Here is a 19,593-nt window from a genome sequence, read left to right as displayed (position 1 = left end):
TGGGGTTATCCCCTTTATTGTCAGCACTCCAGGCCACGCCTGGGGTGTTCTCCAGCTATTTAGTATTGGGAAGCCACAATGATTGGCATAAAAAGCATCGCCAGTTACGTGCCGGCAGACGGGATCGATAACTACGCCCAGGGTGCCAAGTTCGCCAAGGATGAAGAATTCATCATCGGCAAGATCGGTTCGGCGTTCCTGCCGCGCAAGGAAGCCGCGCAGGAAACCTCCGATCTGTGTGTCGAGGCGGTCAACGCTTTGTTTGCCAACAACCCGGATTTGAAGCGCGAGTCCATCGATGCACTGATCGTCGTCACCCAGAACGGCGATGAAGAGGGTTTGCCCCATACGGCCGCGATCGTCCAGGACAAACTCGGCCTGCCCACCCACGTGGCGGCGTTTGATATTTCCCTGGGCTGCTCCGGCTATGTCTACGGCATCTACGCCATGAAGGGCTTCATGGAAGCCACCGGCCTGAAAAACGGCCTGTTGGTCACCGCCGACCCGTATTCGAAGATCGTCGACCCGGAAGACCGCAACACCACCATGCTGTTTGGCGATGCCGCCACCGCCACCTGGATGGGCGAAGACGCGCCGTGGCTGCTGGGCAAGTCCAAGTTCGGCACCGACGGTTCCGGCGCACCACATCTCAAGGTCAGCGATGGCGTGTTCTTCATGAATGGCCGCCAGGTGTTCAACTTCGCCTTGCTCAAGGTGCCGGCGCATTTGCACGAGCTGCTCGACGAGTCGGACCTTGCGGCCGATGACATCGATGCGTTCTGCATTCACCAGGGCAGTGCGGCGATTGTCGACGCTGTGGCCCGGCGTTTCGAAGACGCGCCGGTGGAGAAGTTCATCAAGGACATGGTCGAGACCGGCAACACCGTGTCGTCGAGCATTCCGTTGCTGCTGGAAAAGCATGTGATGGACGCCACCTGGAAGCGCGTGGCGATCAGCGGTTTTGGTGTGGGCCTGTCGTGGGGGTCGGCGATTCTCTATCGTCCGTGACGCTTCGATAGACGGCTTTCTGCTTAAAAGCAAACGCCGATGCTCGAAAGAGCATCGGCGTTTTTTATTTGGCGCCAGAAAACCCAATGAAATATGGGTTTTTGGCCGTCGTAAGCCCTTGAATTACAAGGGGTGGCACGGCGCCATTAAAAAAATCAAAAAAAATCCTCAAGCAACCGGCTACCACGACGATAACTATTACGTAGGTTCTCAGGCCACACCCGGCGGTTGCCAGGGCCGGAAGCCGCAGTATCCATCCAACGAGGATTTCGTCATGGCTTTAACAGTAAACACCAACATTGCTTCGATCACTACTCAGGGCAACCTGAACAAAGCCGGCGGCGCCCTGGCCACCTCCATGCAGCGCCTGTCTTCCGGCCTGCGTATCAACAGCGCTAAAGACGACGCAGCCGGCCTGGGTATCTCCAACCGTATGACCAGCCAGATCAATGGCCTGGGTCAAGCAGTAAAGAACGCCAACGATGGTATCTCCATCGCGCAAACCGCTGAAGGCGCAATGCAGGCTTCGACCGACATTCTGCAAAAAATGCGTACCCTGGCTCTGTCCTCGGCTACCGGCTCCCTGAGCACCGACGACCGTAAGTCGAACAACGACGAATACCAGGCCCTGACTTCGGAACTGACCCGTATCTCGCAAACCACTACTTTCGGTGGCCAGAAGCTGCTGGACGGTTCGTACGGTACCAAAGCCATCCAGGTTGGCGCCAACGCTAACGAAACCATCAACCTGAGCCTGGACAACGTTGCAGCCAACAACATTGGTTCGCAGCAGATCAACAGCTTGGGTATCGCTCCAGGCGCCGGTGTTGCGGGTGGCGCAATCGCCGTTACCGGTAACGGCCAGACTGCCAGCGTTACTGTAGCTGCCGCAGCTTCCGCTAAAACCATCGCTGCTCAACTGAACGGCGCTATCGGTGGCCTGAGCGCTACTGCCAGCACTGAAGCTCAGTTCGTAGTTGGCGCCGGTGCTGCCGCTGCTCCGGCTTCGTTCACCATGACCGTTGGCGGCCAAGCCACCACGTTCGTCGGCGTAACCGATACCGGCAGCTTGGCTGAGCAACTGAAGTCCAACTCCGCCAAACTGGGTATCAGCGTTAACTACGATGAATCCAAAGGCACTCTGTCGGTTAAATCCGATACCGGTGAAAACCTGGCCTTCAGCGCTTCGACCGCTGCCGGTACCATCACTGTTGCTACCAAAGACGGTGCGGGCGCTTTCGGTGCTGGCGTTGCTCTGGCCGACGGCATCATCGCTACCGGTGCTGTGAACCTGAACTCCTCGAAGGGCTACTCCCTGGAAGGCGCTGGTGTGACCGGTGTCTTCGGTGCCGCTACTTCGGCAGCTTCGGCCAAGACTTCGGTTTCGCAAACTGACGTGACTGATGCCACCAAGGCTCAGAACGCTGTGTCCGTAATCGACCAGGCTATCGCTACCATCTCCAGCTCCCGTTCGGGCCTGGGCGCTGTTCAGAACCGTCTGACCAGCACTGTAGACAACCTGTCCAACATCCAGAAAAACACCACTGCTGCTCGTAGCACCATCCAGGACGTCGACTTCGCTTCCGAAGCCGCCGAACTGACCAAGCAGCAAACCCTGCAGTCGGCTTCCACTGCGATCCTGTCGCAGGCTAACCAGCTGCCATCCGCTGTACTGAAACTGCTTCAGTAATTACAGCACTTGGTGACTGACGGAAGGGCGCGTTTACGTGCCCTTTCGTCTTTTCCAATCAGAGGAGATTGGGCATGGACATGAATGTAAAGTTGAACTTGTCTTATCCGCCGCAGGCGCCCCAAGCCTCTGTGGCACCTGTGGTTGCTGACAAAGACAAGACGAAGGTTGAACCGGCCGCGCCAACCGCAGGTCCGTCCCAACAGGGCGACCTGGAAAAAGCGGTCACCGATATTAAAGAATTCGTACAAGCGGCCCAGCGTAATCTGGACTTTTCCATTGATGATTCCACCCATAGGGTTGTGGTCAAGGTCATTGCCACCGACACCGGTGAAGTGATCCGCCAGATTCCCTCGGAAACTGCCTTGAAGCTGGCGCAAAGTTTGTCCAGCGCCAGTCATGTGTTGTTTGACGACAAGGCTTGAGCTGGCATGAAACTTGTTGCGGTTACCGTTTGAAGCGATATTCGCCAAGATAACGGCAGCCACCGGACTAGGAGAAAGATGATGGCGGGTACAACGATTACTGGCGTGGGGTCGGGCTTCGACACTCAGGCAATTGTGAAATCCCTGGTGGATGCCGAGCGAGCGCCGAAACAGGCGCAGATCAACACTCAATCGCAGAAGGCAACCACTCAGCTGTCGTCGATCGGCAAGATCCAGGCTGCCTTGGACGCTTTCCGTGGTGCGTTGACCAGCATGGGCACGGATAACAGCTTCAGTGGCTTGACCGGTACGTCTTCGGACGAAAAGGTCGCCACCATGACGGCTAACCAGGGGGCTGCAAACGGTAGCTTCTCGCTGATCGTCAACCAGTTGGCCACACCGTCGAAGCTATCGACCAAAACCTATGCCGGTGGCCCGTCGACAGTCGTGAACGCCGGCACCACGGCTACAACGCTGACAATCACGCAGTCGGGCAAGAACTTTGATTTGAGTGTGCCGGCAGGCGCGACGCTGCAGCAGGTGCGTGAGTCGATCAACTCCACGTTCGGCACCGCCGGCCTGAGTGCCAACATCCTCACCGACTCCACGGGCTCGCGTCTTATTCTGACCTCCAGCAATGGCGGGGTCGGTTCGGACCTGACGATGTCGGGCAACTCCGGGATTGATACCGGTTACACAGTGGTCAGCCCGCCTCAGAATGCCAAGTACACCATCGATGGTATTGCTGCAGAGTCCAAATCCAACAGCATCACGGATGCGGTGAGTGGTGTGAGCATCAAGCTGCTGTCGGTGTCGCCTACGGTCACGGCCAACGACCCGAATACAACTAACCCGCTTCGCACAGCCATGACCATCTCGGTCACCACCAGCGCCACCGCCCTCAAGTCCGGGGTCAAGGGTTTTGTCGACACCTACAATGCCCTGCTCAAGGCCATGAACGCCGAGACCAAGATCACCAAGGACGCCGCCGGCAACTCCATCGCGGCGACCCTGACCGGCGACTCGACCATGCGCACCTTGCAGTCGGCGATCCGCAACGAGTTCAACTCGCTGTCCGGCAATGGCACCTTGAAGTCCCTGGCGCAATTCGGTGTCACCACCGACCAGGACACCGGTGCGCTGAGCATCGACGCCAAGCAGTGGGACAAGGCTGTGCTGACCAATGCCGCTGACATCAACAGTATCTTCAGCGGCAAGACCGGCCTGCTGGCGCGCCTGACGGCCGCCACCGATGCCTACGCCAAACCCACCACGGGGATTCTGGCGACACGCACCACGTCGTTGGCCGCCAGCCTGACCGACCTGACCAAGCAGCAGACCAGCCTCGACGAGCGTCTTACCACCATGCAGGACGCCCTGACGCGCAAGTACACGGCGATGGACACCCTGGTGGCGCAGTTGCGCCAGCAGAGCAACAGCATCCTCGGTACGCTCAATGCGATCAGCAAGTCGCAAAGCAGCGACAGCTGATTGAGCGTGCATAAAAAAGCCCGGGTCCATTGACCTGGGCTTTGTTCTTTACAAGGCCGCCGGGTTAAAGTTTTTAGCGACCCCGCCGACATAATGGTTACTGCAACCCTTCTCGCTGTTGCTTGTCACGAGGTAGAAAAATGAATCCCATGAGAGCCCTTCGCCAATACCAGAAGGTCAATTCCCATGCCCAGATCTCCGAAGCCAGCCCGCATCGCCTGGTGCAGATGCTGATGGAAGGCGGCCTGGACCGTATGGCGCAAGCCAAAGGTGCCCTGGCGCGTGGTGATATCGCTCAGAAGGGGCTGATGCTTGGCAAAGCCACCGACATCCTGATCGGCCTTCGTGATGGGCTGAATGCGGAGAAGAGCGACAACAAGGAGTATGTCCAGCAGTTGGAAGGTTTGTACGTCTACATGACCAACCGCTTGATGGAGGCCAATCTGCACAACGATGTCGACATGATTGACGAAGTCGCTCGGTTGCTGATTACTGTGAAAGAAGGCTGGGATGCCATTGGCGCGCCGCAGGCCGCCGCAGAATAAGGCCAGGGTGCCTTGAGGAACACGCCATGAGTCATGCACTGCAACGCATTGATGAAACCCGTGAAGCGCTGATCGGCGCGCTGGCAGACCGTAACTGGGACGCCATTGGCGAGCTGGACATGGGCTGTCGCAACGTGATCGACGAGGTGCTCAGCGAAGCGCCGGTGGATGAGGATGCGTTGCGTGAAAAGCTTGAGAGCCTGTTGGCGGTATACCAGCAGTTGCTTGAGGTGACGACGGGCGAGCGCCAGGCGATTTTTGAAGAGATGTCGCAGATCAACCAAGCGAAAAATGCGTCAAAGGTTTACCATTTGTTCGGCTGAACAGACGCAGTTAATCCGAACGGCGCGTCATAAATTTGACCGTGCCAGCTTTTTTGACTTAACTAGTGCTGTTTTCAGATTTCAGACGTCTATAAAGTAAGAAGTCTTACGGCCGTCTCGATTGCCCTTACACTGGGCAGAGCGTTTTACTAGGGAAGTTGCTATTGCATGTGGCGTGAAACCAAAATTCTGCTGATCGATGACGATAGCGTCCGACGCCGCGATTTAGCGGTGATTTTGAATTTTCTTGGCGAAGAAAATCTGCCCTGCGGCAGCCATGACTGGCAGCAGGTAGTCAGCTCATTGTCATCGAGCCGTGAAGTCATCTGTGTGCTGATCGGGACGGTAAACGCTCCTGGCGCTGTTTTGGGCTTGTTAAAGACACTGTCTACCTGGGATGAGTTCCTTCCGGTGTTGCTAATTGGTGATATTTCTTCCATCGAGTTGCCGGAAGACCAGCGCCGCCGCGTGCTTTCCAGTCTGGAAATGCCCCCCAGCTACAGCAAATTGCTTGATTCCCTGCACCGTGCCCAGGTCTATCGCGAGATGTACGACCAGGCCCGCGAACGCGGTCGCCACCGCGAGCCCAATCTGTTCCGCAGCCTGGTCGGCACCAGCCGTGCCATCCAGCACGTGCGCCAGATGATGCAGCAGGTGGCCGATACCGACGCCAGCGTGTTGATCCTCGGCGAATCGGGCACCGGCAAGGAAGTGGTCGCGCGCAACCTGCACTACCACTCCAAGCGCCGCGACGGGCCTTTTGTGCCGGTCAACTGCGGCGCGATCCCGGCAGAGCTGCTCGAAAGCGAACTGTTTGGCCACGAGAAGGGCGCCTTTACCGGGGCGATCACCAGCCGTGCCGGGCGTTTCGAGCTGGCCAACGGCGGCACCCTGTTCCTCGACGAAATCGGCGACATGCCGCTGCCGATGCAGGTCAAGCTGCTGCGTGTCTTGCAGGAACGCACCTTCGAGCGCGTGGGCAGCAACAAGACCCAGAGCGTCGACGTGCGCATCATTGCCGCAACCCACAAGAACCTCGAAAGCATGATCGAGGTCGGTAGCTTCCGCGAAGACCTGTACTACCGCCTCAACGTATTCCCGATCGAGATGGCCCCGTTGCGTGAGCGCGTGGAGGACATCCCGCTGCTGATGAACGAACTGATCTCGCGCATGGAGCACGAAAAGCGCGGTTCGATCCGTTTCAACTCGGCCGCGATCATGTCCCTGTGCCGACACGGCTGGCCCGGTAACGTCCGTGAGCTGGCCAACCTGGTGGAGCGCATGGCGATCATGCATCCCTATGGTGTGATCGGCGTGGTCGAGCTGCCTAAGAAATTCCGCTACGTCGACGACGAAGACGAGCAACTGGTCGACAGCCTGCGCAGCGACATGGAAGAACGGGTTGCCATCAACGGCCACACCCCGGACTTCGGCTCCACCGCCATGCTGCCGCCCGAAGGCCTGGACTTGAAAGACTACCTCGGCAACCTCGAGCAGGGGTTGATCCAGCAGGCCCTGGACGACGCCAACGGCATCGTCGCCCGTGCCGCCGAGCGCCTGCGCATCCGTCGAACGACCCTGGTGGAGAAGATGCGCAAGTACGGAATGAGCCGCAAAGAAGGTGATGAACAGGCAGATGATTGACGCCTGTTTTTCAAGCCGCTGATATTTCAGCGGTTTTTTTTCGGCACAACTATTGCTATAGCCCTCGCAACGTTCCGTTTAACTGACGGTCAGCCAAGCGAGAGAGCATCATGCCCCACGCCGCCCAACTATCTTCGGCCCCTGCCATCCAGGGGCTGGTTCCGCCTGTCGAGCCGCCGACCCGCCAGGGTCTTGAACAGGCGTTCTCGCAGTTCAGCCAGATGTCGAGCCAGCTGACCGACTCCTACAGCCTGCTGGAAGCCCGGGTTTCCGAGCTGAAAGGCGAACTGGCCGTGGTCAGCGCCCAGCGCATGGAAGAGCTGGCCGAAAAAGAGCGCCTGGCCAACCGTTTGCAAAACCTGCTGTCGCTGTTGCCTGGTGGCGTGATCGTCATCGATGAAGAAGGCCGTGTGCGTGAAGCCAACCCGGCGGCCTGCGACATGCTCGGCCTGCCGCTGGAAGGCGAGCTATGGCGCCATGTCATCACCCGCTGCTTTGCGCCGCGTGAGGACGATGGCCACGAAATCTCCCTGAAGGACGGGCGCCGCCTGTCCATCGCCACCCGCTCCCTGGATGCGGAGCCGGGCCAGTTGGTGTTGCTTAACGACCTGACTGAAACCCGGCACCTGCAAGACCAGTTGGCGCGTCATGAGCGTTTGTCCTCGCTGGGGCGGATGGTCGCTTCGTTGGCGCATCAGATCCGTACGCCGTTGTCGGCTGCGTTGATCTACGCCAGTCATTTGACTGATGAGCAATTGCCCGCCGCCACGCACCAGCGCTTTGCCGGGCGCCTGAAGGAGCGCCTGCATGAATTGGAGCACCAGGTCCGCGACATGCTGGTGTTTGCCCGCGGCGAATTGCCGCTGACCGACCGCGTGACGCCTGCCCAGCTGATGCAGGCCCTGCAAGCGGCGGCCGCTGCCCATATCCAGGACGTGCAAGTGCGTTGGCAGTGCGACAGCCACCTCGGCGAGCTGCTCTGCAACCGTGACACCCTGGTGGGCTCGCTGCTCAACCTGATCGAAAACGCCACCCAGGCCAGCGGTCCCGGCGCGCGGCTCAAGGTGCACCTGTACAACCGCGAGCAAACCCTGCGCCTGTGCATCAGCGACAGCGGCAGCGGTATCGACCCGGTGGTGCTCAAGCGCCTGGGTGAACCCTTTTTCACCACCAAGACCAACGGTACGGGCCTTGGCCTGACCGTGGTCAAGGCGGTGGCGCGTGCCCATCAGGGAGAATTGCAGCTGCATTCCCGCGTTGGGCGTGGCACCTGTGCATTGATGACCTTGCCGCTGTTTTCATGCGCGGCAAGCGCGGAGTAAGGATATGGCTATCAAGGTTCTGTTGGTGGAAGACGATCGCGCCCTGCGTGAAGCATTGGCTGACACGCTGTTGTTGGCGGGCCATGACTACCGGGCGGTCGGTTCTGCCGAGGACGCCTTGGACGCGGTGGAGCAGGAAGCCTTCAGCCTGGTGGTCAGCGACGTGAACATGCCCGGCATGGATGGCCACCAGTTGCTCGGCCTGCTGCGTGCGCGCCAGCCGCAACTGCCGGTGCTGCTGATGACCGCCCACGGTGCAGTGGAACGTGCCGTGGACGCGATGCGCCAGGGCGCCGCGGATTACCTGGTCAAGCCCTTCGAGCCTAAAGCCCTGATCGAGCTGGTGGCACGTCACGCCCTGGGGGTGATCCCGGCCAACGAAGGCGAGGGCCCGATCGCCTTCGAGCCGGCCAGTGCACAATTGCTGGAGTTGGCGGCCCGTGTGGCGCGCAGTGACTCCACCGTGCTGATCTCCGGCGAGTCCGGCACCGGTAAAGAGGTGCTGGCGCGTTATATCCACCAGCAGTCGACCCGCGCCCAGCAACCGTTTATCGCCATCAACTGCGCGGCGATCCCCGACAACATGCTTGAAGCCACTCTGTTCGGTCATGAGAAAGGTTCGTTCACCGGGGCCATCGCGGCCCAGGCGGGCAAGTTCGAGCAGGCCGATGGCGGTACCATTTTGCTGGATGAAATCTCGGAAATGCCCTTGGGCCTGCAAGCCAAATTGCTGCGGGTGCTGCAAGAGCGCGAAGTGGAGCGGGTGGGTGCGCGTAAGCCGATCCAGTTGGACATCCGTGTGGTCGCCACCACCAACCGGGATCTCGCCGGCGAAGTGGCGGCGGGGCGCTTTCGGGAAGACCTGTTCTACCGCCTCTCGGTGTTCCCCCTGGCCTGGCGCCCGCTGCGTGAGCGCCCGGCAGACATCATTCCGCTGGCCGAGCGCCTGCTGAACAACCACGTCAAAAAAATGAAGCACGCCCAGGCGCGGCTATCAGCGCAGGCCCAGGCCTGCCTGGTGAGTTATCCATGGCCCGGCAACGTGCGGGAATTGGACAACGCCATCCAGCGCGCGCTGATCCTGCAGCAGGGCGGCCTGATCCAGCCCCAGGATTTCTGCCTGTCCATGGGCAGTGGCGCGGCGCCATTGCCGACGTTGGCGCCCGCGCCGGTGGTTGCAGAGGCTGAATCGGCCGGTGCCCTCGGCGACGACCTGCGTCGCCGCGAATTCCAGATGATCATCGACACCCTGCGCGCCGAGCGCGGCCGGCGCAAAGAGGCCGCCGAGCGCCTGGGCATCAGCCCGCGCACCCTGCGCTACAAGCTGGCGCAGATGCGTGACGCAGGAATGGATGTGGAAGCGTATCTATTCGCCACGTAACCGGTAAGAAGGTCGACAATGTTTGTCGCCTTTTCTTACGAGCTGATGCGGATCTGGCACCCTTGTTGCTACCTCCCCTAGTAATCGCTGCGTAGTGTCAAAAAATTGCAGGTTGGAGAGAGAAGGTCATGAGCCAGGGTATTGAGTTCAATCGGTTGATGTTGGATATGCGCGCCATGCAGATGGATGCCATGGCTCAACCGAAATCCGTCGCGCCAGCGCCGGAATTGGGCCAAAGCAGCTTCGCCGACATGCTCGGCCAGGCCATCAACAAAGTCAGTGATACCCAGCAAGCGTCCAGCCAGTTGGCCAATGCGTTCGAGATCGGCAAAAGCGGCGTGGACCTCACCGATGTGATGGTCGCCTCGCAAAAGGCCAGCGTTTCCTTTCAGGCCCTGACCCAAGTGCGTAACAAGCTGGTTCAGGCCTATCAAGACATCATGCAGATGCCGGTTTAAGGGCGAGATTTAAGTCATGGCAGAAGCAGTCTCCGACAACGTACCCGCCAAGACAGACGGCAAGCCGCCGCTGTTTGGCCTGTCGTTCCTGGAAAACCTCTCGGAAATGACCATGCTGCGTCAGGTGGGCCTGATGGTCGGCCTGGCTGCCAGCGTGGCGATTGGTTTTGCCGTGGTGTTGTGGTCGCAGCAACCCGATTACCGGCCGTTGTACGGCAGCCTGGCGGGCATGGATTCCAAGCAGATCATGGAAACCCTTGCCGCCGCCGACATCGCCTACACCGTGGAGCCCAACTCCGGCGCCCTGCTGGTCAAGGCCGACGATGTGGCCCGTGCGCGCATGAAGCTGGCCGCCGCCGGCGTGACCCCGTCCGACAGCAATATCGGTTTCGAGATCCTCGACAAGGACCAGGGCCTGGGGACCAGCCAGTTCATGGAAGCCACCCGCTACCGTCGTGGCCTTGAAGGCGAGCTGGCGCGCACCATTTCCAGCCTGAACAACGTCAAGGGTGCCCGCGTGCACCTGGCGATTCCGAAAAGCTCGGTGTTTGTGCGCGACGAGCGCAAGCCAAGTGCGTCGGTATTGGTCGAGCTGTTTTCCGGCCGCTCCCTGGAGCCTGGCCAGGTCATGGCGATCATCAACCTGGTGGCCACCAGCGTTCCCGAACTGAGCAAGTCGCAAATCACCGTGGTCGACCAGAAGGGCAACCTGCTCTCCGACATGGCCGAAAACTCCGCGCTGACCCAGGCCGGCAAGCAGTTCGACTACAGCCGCCGCATGGAAAGCATGCTCACCCAGCGCGTGCACAACATCCTGCAACCGGTGCTCGGCAATGACCGCTACAAGGCGGAAGTGTCTGCCGACGTGGACTTCAGCGCCGTCGAGTCGACCTCCGAGCAGTTCAACCCGGACCAGCCGGCCCTGCGCAGTGAGCAATCGACCAGCGAACAACGTACCGCCAGCAATGGCCCGCAAGGTGTGCCGGGTGCCTTGAGCAACCAGCCGCCGGCCCCTGCCTCGGCGCCGCAAACCACCGGTGGCGCCGCAGCCACCGCGGGCGCGATCCAGCCTGGCCAGCCACTGTTGGATGCCAACGGCCAGCAGATCATGGACCCGGCCACCGGCCAGCCGATGCTCGCGCCGTACCCGGCGGACAAGCGTAACCAGTCCACCAAGAACTTCGAACTGGACCGTTCCATCAGCCACACCAAGCAGCAGCAGGGTCGCGTCAATCGCCTGTCGGTGTCGGTGGTGGTGGATGACCAGGTCAAGGTCAACGCCGCTGACGGTGCTGTAACACGTGCACCGTGGAGCGCCGACGAATTGGCGCGCTTCACACGCCTGGTGCAGGACGCCGTTGGTTTTGACGCCAGCCGGGGTGACAGCGTCAGCGTGATCAACATGCCGTTCTCCGCCGAGCGTGGCGAAGTGATCGCCGAAGCGGCGTTCTACACCCAGCCGTGGTTCTGGGACATCGTCAAGCAAGTGCTGGGTGTGTTGTTCATCCTGGTGCTGGTGTTCGGCGTGCTGCGCCCGGTGCTCAACAACATCACCGGCAACGGCAAGAAACAACTGGCGGCCTTCGGTGGCAGCGATGTCGAGTTGGGTGGCATGGGCGGCCTGGACGGCGAACTGGCCAACGACCGCGTCAGCCTCGGCGGCCCGCAAAGCATCCTGTTGCCGAGCCCGAGCGAAGGCTATGACGCGCAGTTGAACGCAATCAAAAGTCTGGTAGCAGAAGACCCGGGCCGTGTGGCCCAGGTCGTGAAAGAGTGGATTAACGCAGATGAGTGATCGAGCCGCTGTTGCCAAGCTCTCCCGGGTCGACAAAGCCGCAGTCCTGCTGCTGTCGCTGGGGGAAACCGACGCCGCCCAAGTGCTGCGCCACATGGGCCCCAAAGAGGTCCAGCGGGTGGGCGTGGCCATGGCGCAAATGCGCAATGTGCACCGCGAGCAAGTCGAACAGGTGATGAGCGAGTTCGTCGAGATCGTCGGCGACCAGACCAGCCTGGGCGTCGGCTCCGACAGCTACATCCGCAAGATGCTCACCTCGGCCCTGGGCGAAGACAAGGCCAACGGCCTGATCGACCGCATCCTGCTGGGCGGCAACACCAGTGGCCTGGACAGCCTCAAGTGGATGGAACCGCGCGCGGTCGCCGACGTGATCCGCTACGAGCACCCGCAGATCCAGGCAATCGTGGTGGCCTACCTCGACCCGGACCAGGCCGGTGAAGTGCTTGGCCACTTCGACCATAAGGTGCGCCTGGACATCATCCTGCGCGTGTCGTCGCTGAACACCGTGCAGCCGGCGGCCTTGAAGGAACTCAACACGATTCTCGAGAAACAGTTCTCGGGTAACTCGAACGCCTCGCGCACCACCTTGGGTGGTATCAAGCGCGCGGCCGACATCATGAACTTCCTCGACAGCTCGGTCGAAGGCCAGTTGATGGACTCGATCCGCGAGATCGACGACACCCTGTCCGGCCAGATCGAAGACCTCATGTTCGTGTTCAACAACCTCTCCGATGTCGACGACCGTGGCATCCAGGCGTTGCTGCGCGAAGTGTCCTCCGACGTGCTGGTACTGGCCCTCAAGGGCTCGGACGAAGGCGTCAAGGAGAAGATCTTCAAGAACATGTCCAAGCGTGCCTCCGAGCTGTTGCGCGACGACCTGGAAGCCAAGGGGCCGGTGCGCGTCAGCGACGTGGAAACCGCCCAGAAAGAAATCCTCACCATTGCCCGCCGTATGGCCGAAGCCGGAGAAATCGTTCTCGGTGGGAAGGGCGGCGAAGAAATGATCTAAGGCGCTCCCCATGTCGAACAAAGATGAGGCGCCCAGCGATCTGATTCGCGCACGGGACGTCGGTGGGTTCGACATCTGGTCGTTGCCCAGCTTCGATCCGCATGTGCCCGAGCCCGAGCCGGAACCGGTTGAAGAGCCGCCGGTGGAAATGGAAGAAGTGCCGCTGGAGGAAGTCCAGCCACTGACCCTGGAAGAGTTGGAAAGCATCCGTCAGGAGGCCTACAACGAAGGCTTTGCCGCTGGCGAGAAAGACGGTTTTCGCAGCACTACCCTCAAGGTGCGCCAGGAGGCCGAGGCGGCGCTGAGCGTAAAGCTGGAGAGCCTGGAGCGTCTGATGGGGACGTTGTTCGATCCCATCGCCGAGCAGGATTCGCAAATCGAAAAATCCATGGTCGGCCTGGTACAGCACATCACCCGCCAGGTGATCCAGCGCGAACTGGTGCTGGATTCCAGCCAGATCGAAAGCGTGATGCGCGAAGCCCTCAAGTTGTTGCCCCTGGGCGTCGGCAATGTGCGGCTGTACATCAACCCGCAGGACTTCGAACAGGTCAAAGCGATGCGCGAGCGCCATGAAGAAACCTGGCGCATCGTCGAAGATGCGGCGCTGCAGCCTGGCGGTTGCCGGGTCGAGACCGAACACAGCCGCATCGATGCCACGGTGGAAACCCGCATCAGCCAGATCATGGCCAAGCTGCTTGATCAACAACACGAGCAGGCACTGAACCCGGCCGAGCCGGACCTGAGCGTGGACCTGGACGCCCCCGATGCGCCTTGATCGCACCAGCTTCGCCAAGCGCCTGGGCGGCTATGCCGAGGCCACCGAATTGCCCGGCCAGCCAATCCTCGAGGGGCGCCTGTTGCGCATGGTCGGCCTGACCCTCGAAGCCGAGGGCCTGCGGGCCGCCATGGGCAGCCGCTGCATGGTGATCAACGACGACAGCTACCATCCGGTGCAGGTCGAAGCCGAAGTGATGGGTTTTTCCGGCAACAAGATTTTCCTCATGCCCGTCGGCAGCCTGGCCGGCATCGCCCCCGGCGCCCGTGTGGTGCCCCTGGCCGACACCGGTCGCCTGCCCATGGGCATGAGCATGCTCGGCCGGGTGCTGGACGGCGCCGGTCGCGCGCTGGACGGCAAGGGCAGCATGAAAGCCGAAGACTGGGTGCCGATGGACGGCCCCACCATCAACCCGCTCAACCGCAACCCCATCAGCGTGCCGCTGGACGTGGGGATTCGCAGCATCAACGGTTTATTGACGGTCGGCCGCGGCCAGCGTCTGGGCCTGTTCGCGGGTACGGGGGTGGGTAAGTCGGTGTTGCTCGGCATGATGACGCGCTTTACCGAGGCCGACATCATCGTGGTGGGCCTGATCGGCGAGCGGGGCCGCGAGGTGAAGGAGTTCATCGAACACAGCCTCGGCGAAGAAGGCCTCAAGCGCTCGGTGGTGGTCGCATCCCCTGCGGACGATGCGCCGCTGATGCGTCTGCGCGCGGCCATGTACTGCACACGCATCGCCGAATATTTTCGCGACAAGGGCAAGAACGTCCTGTTGCTGATGGACTCCCTCACCCGTTTCGCCCAGGCCCAGCGGGAAATCGCCCTGGCCATCGGCGAGCCCCCGGCCACCAAGGGCTACCCGCCGTCGGTGTTCGCCAAGCTGCCCAAACTGGTGGAGCGCGCCGGTAATGCCGAGGCCGGTGGCGGCTCGATCACCGCGTTCTACACCGTATTGTCCGAAGGCGATGACCAGCAGGATCCCATCGCCGACTCGGCGCGGGGCGTGCTCGACGGCCACATCGTGCTGTCACGGCGTCTGGCGGAGGAGGGGCACTACCCGGCCATCGACATCGAAGCATCCATCAGCCGGGTCATGCCGGCGGTGGTCACGCCGGAGCATATGGCCCGCGCGCAGCAGTTCAAGCAGTTGTGGTCGCGTTATCAACAGAGCCGCGACTTGATCAGCGTCGGCGCCTACGTGGCCGGCGGCGACCGCGACACCGACCTGGCGATCGCCCTGCAACCGCAGTTGGTGACTTATTTGCGCCAGGGCCTCAACGACAAGATCAGCATGGGTGAAAGCGAAGCGCACCTGGGTTCGATCTTCGCTCCTGCGCCGGGCGGCTAAGCCATGGCCAACAGCCGCGCTGCACGCCTGGCCCCGGTGGTGGACATGGCCGAGAAGGCCGAGAAAACCGCGGTCCAGCGCCTGGGGTATTTCCAGGGCCAGGTGCGCTTGGCGGAAAGTAAGCTGGGCGACCTGGAGCGCTTTCGTGGCGAGTACCAGCAGCAATGGATCGAGCGCGGCACCCAAGGTGTGTCGGGCCAATGGCTGATGAGCTACCAGGGCTTTCTCAATCAGCTCGAGACGGCCGTCGGCCAGCAGCGCCAAAGCCTGGCCTGGCACCAGAACAACCTCGACAAGGCCCGCGAGAGCTGGCAGCAAGCCTTCGCCCGCGTCGAGGGCCTGCGCAAACTGGTGCAGCGCTACATCGACGAAGCGCGGGCATTGGAAGACAAGCGCGAGCAGAAATTGCTCGACGAATTGTCCCAGCGCCTGCCGCGCCAATCACAATACTGACGGTTGCCCGCCTGCCACATTTGGTCTGTCGTGTTGCTGGTATCCCATTCGCCTGCTACACCTTGTGTCTATGCCTATGACAAGGAAGCAGTCGCATGTCAATTGAGTCAGAAGTATCCCTGGACGGGAAGAAGTTGACGATCGCAATCAAGGGTCGGTTCGATTTCAGCAGCCACCAGACGTTTCGTGATGCTTACGAGCGTTTCTACAAGGTGCCTGAGTCGTATGTGGTCGACCTGAAGGAAACCACTTATATGGACAGTTCGGCCCTGGGCATGCTCCTGCTGTTGAGGGACCACGCCGGCGGCGAGGAGTCGGAGGTCCAGGTGATCAACACCAACCCCGATGTGCGCAAGATCCTCGCTATTTCCAACTTCGACAAATTGTTCGACATCAATTGAGCGCCCTGGCCCCCGCGGTTGAGCCGCTGACGATCCTGATCGCCGAAGACAGTGCCGCCGACCTGCTGTTGCTGTCGACCATTGTGCGACGCCAGGGGCACCAGGTGCTCACTGCAACCAATGGCGAGGAGGCCGTTGAGCTATTTGCGCGCGAGCGCCCGCAACTGGTGTTGATGGATGCGATCATGCCCGTGATGGATGGCCTGACCGCCGCGCGGTGGATCAAGCAGTTGGCGGGGGAGGAGCTGGTGCCGATCATCTTCCTCACGTCCCTGCGCGAGAGTGCCGCCCTGGCCGAGTGCCTGGATGCCGGCGGTGATGATTTCCTGCCCAAGCCCTATAACCAGTTGATCCTGGCGGCCAAGATCAATGCCATGGACCGCCTGCGCCGGCTGCAGGCGACGATGCTGCAGCAGCGCGACCAGATCGCCCGGCACCATGATCACTTGCTGCATGAGCAGCGGGTGGCCAAGGCGGTGTTCGATAAAGTCGCCCATTCCGGCTGCATCAACGCGGCGCCGAATATCCGCTACCTGCAATCGCCCTATGCGCTGTTCAACGGCGACCTGCTGCTGGCGGCGTATACGCCGTCGGGCGACATGCACGTGCTGCTCGGCGATTTCACCGGCCATGGCCTGCCGGCGGCGGTGGGCGCCATGCCCCTGGCGGAAGTGTTCTACGGCATGACTGCCAAGGGCTACGGCCTGGCGCAGATCCTGCGGGAGATGAATGCCAAGCTCAAGCGCATCCTGCCGGTGGACATGTTCTGCTGCGCCACCTTGCTGTGCCTGAGCACGCAGCGGCGGGTGGTGGAGGTGTGGAACGGCGGCATGCCCGAAGGCTATGTGCATGAAGTCGCCAGCGGCAGGCGCACGCCGCTGCAGCCGCGGCATTTGCCGTTGGGGGTGCTGTCGGCTGAGGCGTTTGATGATCGCACCGAGGTCTGGCCCATGGCGCTGGGTGACCGCGTGTTCCTGCTCTCCGATGGTGTGCTGGACACCGCCGACGCCAATGACCAGCTGTTTGGCGTCGAGCGCTTGCAGCAGGTGTTTGCCGCCAACCGTGAGCCCGACCGGCTCTTCGACGACATCGAGCGCGCCCTGGCGGCTTTTCGCGGGGAGGCGCGGGACGATGTCAGTCTGGTGGAAATCATCCTGCAACCCGGGCAGCCGCTGCGTGCGACCGGGCTGCTGTATGCCGACAGCGGCCAGACATGCCCGCTCGATTGGTCGGTGAGTTTCGAATTTCGGGCCGAGACCCTCAAGCGTTACAACCCCTTGCCCTACCTGCTGCAACTGCTGCTGGAGATCCAGGGGCTGCGCGAGCAGAGCGGGGCGCTCTACAGCGTCATGGCCGAGTTGTATTCCAATGCGCTGGAACATGGCGTGCTGGGCCTGGACTCGCGGCTCAAGCGCGATGCCCAGGGGTTTGCCGAGTATTATCGCCAGCGCAATGACCGCCTGGCTCAGTTGAACAGTGGCTATGTGCGCGTGCATGTGCAGGTGGTGCCCACCGAGGCGGGCGGCAAGATGACCCTGCGCCTTGAAGACAGTGGGCCAGGGTTTGACGTGGAGCAGGTGCTGGCCCGGCCGCTGGACATCGACGGCCTGTCCGGTCGAGGCCTGAGCCTGGTGCGTCAACTGAGCAGCCAGGTGCGCTGGTCCGACGGAGGACGCAGTGTCTGCGTAGAGTTTTGCTGGGGGGCTCTGGCATAATCCGCCGATTCTTGATCAAGGAGCGAGCAAGTGGCTGAGATTCATATGGACCCGGACGTGTTGTCGGGTTTGCAGGAGGTCATGGAAGGCGAGTATCCCAAGTTGCTCGATACCTTCCTCGATGACTCCCAGAAACGCGTCGAAGCGCTGCGCAAGGCGCGGGACGACGCCAAGGCACTGGGGCGTATCGCCCATAGCTTCAAGGGCAGCAGTGGCAACCTCGGCGCAGTGCGGTTGGCGCACCTGTGCCAGCGCTTGGAGGCGGAGTCCGCTGAGGCCGCGGCGGACCTGGGGGCGCTGGTGGACCAGATCGATCATGAGTTTGCCTTGGTGAAGCCGATGTATGAGTCGGAGCGGCAGCGGTTCCAGATTTGATTCCATCCGTGTGAAAACCTGGCCCGACTCTTGCTCTACCTCCTGATACTGCATCCCCGATCCCCATGCAGTGGAGACCTTTATCTATGCCAGTCGCCCCGAATTCGCTTCTCCAGGCTGCCCCTGCGGCCAAGCCTCAAGCGCCTGCCGTCAATCCACCGGCAGTGGCTGCTGACCCACGGGACAAGGGCCCTGGCTTCGCTCAAGTGTTCGCCAGCCAAGGTTCAAAACCTACGGTCAAGGCTGATGACAACTCGGCCAAGCCCACGCGGGACAAGCCTGCCGATGCCAGCGCCAAGCCTGCGGCGGGCAACGACAAACCTGCCGCCGCCACGCCAGCGGTTGCCGATAGCGGCAATACCTTGCCTGCCAAGCCTGCGGCATCGTCCGACGACACTGCCAGCAAGGATGACGCAGCACCTGTGGATCCGGCCCTGGCGCAGCAGCCTCCCGTGGACCCGGTGGTCGACCCGGCATTGATTGCCACGGTCACCCCAGTGGTGGTGCCAGTGCCGGTGGAAACTCCGGCCCCCGCAGCCGCTGCCAAGGATGACAAGGCCGCACCCGTGGTTGCAGCGCCAATCGCAGCGACCGAGGACGCCACCCCGGCCTTCGACCCTGAGGCCGACCCCCTGGACGCCATGCCGGCCGTACGCCTGGCAATGGAGCAGGGCGGGCATGTGTCGGCCAGCAGCCAGGCACCGGCCAAAACCGCCCCGACGACCACCCAGGACCAGCCAACCGCCGCCCAGAATTTTGCCGTCGGCCTGGCCACCATGGTCGACCAGCAAGCCACCAAGGACAGCACGGACCAGGGCGGCGACAAGGCCTTCAGCGGCTTGATCGAAGGCGGCCTCAAGGACTTGAAGGAGGCCAGCAGCGACACCCGCGTCGATGACTTCGCCAACCGCCTGGCCGCATTGACCCAGGCGGCCACGCCGAAAACCGCGAATGCCTTGCCGCCGGTGACGAATGCGCCGCTGGCCATGCACCAGAGCGGCTGGACCGACGAGATCGTCAACCGCGTGATGTATCTCTCCAGCGCCAACCTCAAGTCGGCGGAGATCCAGTTGCAACCGGCCGAACTCGGGCGCCTGGACATCAAGGTCAACATGACCGCCGACCAGCAGGCCCAGGTCAACTTCATGAGCGCCCACCCGGTGGTGCGTGAAGCCCTGGAAAGCCAGTCCGGTCGCTTGCGCGAGATGTTCGCCCAGCAGGGCATGGGCCAGGTGGATGTGAACGTGTCCGACCAGTCCCGTGGCCAGGAGCAGCAGCAACAGCAGGCGCAGACGGGGGGCGTTAGTCGCAGCGGGCGGGGTGGCGACAGCGGCGACAGCGGCAGCCACATTGATGTGGCCGAAGCCGTGGCGCCGGTGACTTCGACGGTGATCGGCTCCAGCGCCGTCGACTACTACGCCTGATGTGAGCCTGG

General features: G+C 61.7%; 19 protein-coding genes. All 19 read left to right on the top strand.

Annotation, left to right across the window (positions count from 1 at the left end):
* Nucleotides 1-78: 78 nt before the first annotated feature.
* The 19 genes from BB029_RS20455 to BB029_RS20365 all read left to right on the top strand — a co-directional run bounded on the left by BB029_RS20455 (nt 79) and on the right by BB029_RS20365 (nt 19,582).
* Complete coding sequence (locus tag BB029_RS20455) at nt 79-1,008, top strand: ketoacyl-ACP synthase III (RefSeq protein ID WP_065924951.1); 930 nt, start codon at nt 79-81, stop codon at nt 1,006-1,008.
* 274 nt (nt 1,009-1,282) lie between these two features.
* Nucleotides 1,283-2,698, top strand: a complete 1,416-nt coding sequence (locus tag BB029_RS20450; protein WP_065940571.1) for a flagellin — start codon at nt 1,283-1,285, stop codon at nt 2,696-2,698.
* Between the two features lie 74 nt (nt 2,699-2,772).
* Nucleotides 2,773-3,123: a flagellar protein FlaG gene (locus tag BB029_RS20445; protein ID WP_065940570.1), complete on the top strand. Its 351-nt coding sequence runs from the start codon at nt 2,773-2,775 to the stop codon at nt 3,121-3,123.
* A gap of 81 nt (nt 3,124-3,204) precedes the next feature.
* Nucleotides 3,205-4,614, top strand: coding sequence for a flagellar filament capping protein FliD (gene fliD / locus BB029_RS20440; RefSeq protein WP_065940569.1), 1,410 nt, complete (start codon nt 3,205-3,207; stop codon nt 4,612-4,614).
* 140 nt (nt 4,615-4,754) lie between these two features.
* On the top strand, nt 4,755-5,159 hold the full coding sequence (fliS, locus tag BB029_RS20435; protein ID WP_065940568.1) for a flagellar export chaperone FliS: 405 nt from the start codon (nt 4,755-4,757) through the stop codon (nt 5,157-5,159).
* Nucleotides 5,160-5,185: 26 nt separating this feature from the next.
* A complete protein-coding gene (gene fliT / locus BB029_RS20430) occupies nt 5,186-5,482 on the top strand; it encodes a flagellar protein FliT (RefSeq protein WP_065940567.1) in 297 nt (98 codons plus the stop codon).
* A gap of 168 nt (nt 5,483-5,650) precedes the next feature.
* Nucleotides 5,651-7,126, top strand: coding sequence for a sigma-54 dependent transcriptional regulator (locus tag BB029_RS20425; protein WP_065940566.1), 1,476 nt, complete (start codon nt 5,651-5,653; stop codon nt 7,124-7,126).
* A gap of 110 nt (nt 7,127-7,236) precedes the next feature.
* The gene (locus BB029_RS20420) at nt 7,237-8,448 is read left to right on the top strand and encodes a PAS domain-containing sensor histidine kinase (RefSeq protein ID WP_065940565.1); all 1,212 of its coding nucleotides are present in this window, start codon (nt 7,237-7,239) and stop codon (nt 8,446-8,448) included.
* A 4-nt stretch (nt 8,449-8,452) separates the two neighbouring features.
* A complete protein-coding gene (locus BB029_RS20415; RefSeq protein WP_065940564.1) occupies nt 8,453-9,829 on the top strand; it encodes a sigma-54 dependent transcriptional regulator in 1,377 nt (458 codons plus the stop codon).
* 128 nt (nt 9,830-9,957) lie between these two features.
* The gene (gene fliE, locus BB029_RS20410) at nt 9,958-10,287 is read left to right on the top strand and encodes a flagellar hook-basal body complex protein FliE (protein WP_010208741.1); all 330 of its coding nucleotides are present in this window, start codon (nt 9,958-9,960) and stop codon (nt 10,285-10,287) included.
* Between the two features lie 16 nt (nt 10,288-10,303).
* A complete protein-coding gene (gene fliF, locus BB029_RS20405) occupies nt 10,304-12,082 on the top strand; it encodes a flagellar basal-body MS-ring/collar protein FliF (protein WP_027603850.1) in 1,779 nt (592 codons plus the stop codon).
* Nucleotides 12,075-13,091: a flagellar motor switch protein FliG gene (gene fliG / locus BB029_RS20400; RefSeq protein WP_017527617.1), complete on the top strand. Its 1,017-nt coding sequence runs from the start codon at nt 12,075-12,077 to the stop codon at nt 13,089-13,091. Before fliF ends, fliG begins: the two co-directional genes overlap by 8 nt.
* Before the next feature lie 10 nt (nt 13,092-13,101).
* Nucleotides 13,102-13,866: a flagellar assembly protein FliH gene (fliH, locus tag BB029_RS20395; RefSeq protein ID WP_065940563.1), complete on the top strand. Its 765-nt coding sequence runs from the start codon at nt 13,102-13,104 to the stop codon at nt 13,864-13,866.
* A complete protein-coding gene (fliI, locus tag BB029_RS20390) occupies nt 13,856-15,214 on the top strand; it encodes a flagellar protein export ATPase FliI (RefSeq protein WP_065940562.1) in 1,359 nt (452 codons plus the stop codon). The genes fliH and fliI overlap by 11 nt, the downstream gene beginning before the upstream one ends.
* Nucleotides 15,215-15,217: 3 nt before the next feature.
* Entirely contained in the window at nt 15,218-15,667 is a 450-nt protein-coding gene (gene fliJ / locus BB029_RS20385) for a flagellar export protein FliJ (RefSeq protein ID WP_065940561.1), read from the top strand.
* Nucleotides 15,668-15,762: 95 nt separating this feature from the next.
* The gene (locus BB029_RS20380; RefSeq protein WP_065940560.1) at nt 15,763-16,068 is read left to right on the top strand and encodes an STAS domain-containing protein; all 306 of its coding nucleotides are present in this window, start codon (nt 15,763-15,765) and stop codon (nt 16,066-16,068) included.
* On the top strand, nt 16,065-17,783 hold the full coding sequence (locus tag BB029_RS20375) for a fused response regulator/phosphatase (RefSeq protein WP_065940559.1): 1,719 nt from the start codon (nt 16,065-16,067) through the stop codon (nt 17,781-17,783). Before BB029_RS20380 ends, BB029_RS20375 begins: the two co-directional genes overlap by 4 nt.
* A gap of 30 nt (nt 17,784-17,813) precedes the next feature.
* Nucleotides 17,814-18,158, top strand: coding sequence for an Hpt domain-containing protein (locus tag BB029_RS20370; protein WP_065940558.1), 345 nt, complete (start codon nt 17,814-17,816; stop codon nt 18,156-18,158).
* 86 nt (nt 18,159-18,244) lie between these two features.
* Nucleotides 18,245-19,582, top strand: coding sequence for a flagellar hook-length control protein FliK (locus tag BB029_RS20365; RefSeq protein WP_065940557.1), 1,338 nt, complete (start codon nt 18,245-18,247; stop codon nt 19,580-19,582).
* Nucleotides 19,583-19,593: the final 11 nt, after the last annotated feature.

Source organism: Pseudomonas sp. S3E12 (assembly GCF_001702295.1).
Lineage (GTDB): Bacteria > Pseudomonadota > Gammaproteobacteria > Pseudomonadales > Pseudomonadaceae > Aquipseudomonas > Aquipseudomonas marginalis.
The sequence above is the reverse complement of the archived record's forward strand: the minus strand, read 5'-3'. Positions and strand labels throughout refer to the sequence as shown.